Below are 657 nucleotides of genomic sequence, written 5' to 3' on the forward strand. Positions count from 1 at the left end.
GATCAGCCGGTAGCGGTGCCCGGACGGGGTGCCGTCGCTCAGCAGGATCGACTTCTCGACCAGGCTGCTGATGAGGTCCACGATCGTCTCGTGGGGAAGGTTGTCCCCGGCGCAGACGTAGTGGACGGCGTCCAGCTCGAAGTCGCCCGCGAACACCGAAAGCCGCGCCCATAACAGTCGTTCGGCGGGCTCGCACAGCTCGTGGCTCCAGCCGATCGCCGCACGCAGCGTCTGGTGCCTGGGCAGCGCCGTACGGCTGGCGCCCGCCAGCAGGCTGAACCGGTCGGCCAGCAGGTCGAGCATCTGCTCGACGGACAGCGCCCGCAGCCGCACCGCCGCCAGCTCGATGGCCAGCGGGATGCCGTCGAGACGGCGGCACAGCTCGCTGACGGAGCCGACGTTGCGCTCGTCGAGCTCGAAGCCGGGCACCACCGCGCTCGCCCGCGCGGCGAACAGCAGCAGGGCCTCGTTGGTGAAGACGTTCTCGCCCGGCACGCTGCCCGGCACCGTCAGCGGCGGGACGGTGACCGTGTGCTCGCCCCTGGCGTTGAGCGAGTGACGGCTGGTCGCCAGGATGGTCAGGCCGCTCGCGCGGGTCAGCAGCTCCTCGAAGAGCTCGGCGCAGGCCGAGTCGACATGCTCGCAGGCGTCGATGAC

At 70.9% G+C, this 657-nt stretch carries 1 protein-coding gene; it reads right to left on the bottom strand.

What is annotated here, in order from left to right; genetic code table 11:
• A partial coding sequence (locus tag ACFOYY_RS34330) for an ATP-binding protein (protein WP_386195297.1) occupies positions 1–657 on the bottom strand: 657 nt, incomplete at both ends.

Origin of the sequence: Streptosporangium jomthongense, from assembly GCF_042650425.1 — a bacterium.
GTDB lineage: Bacteria > Actinomycetota > Actinomycetes > Streptosporangiales > Streptosporangiaceae > Streptosporangium.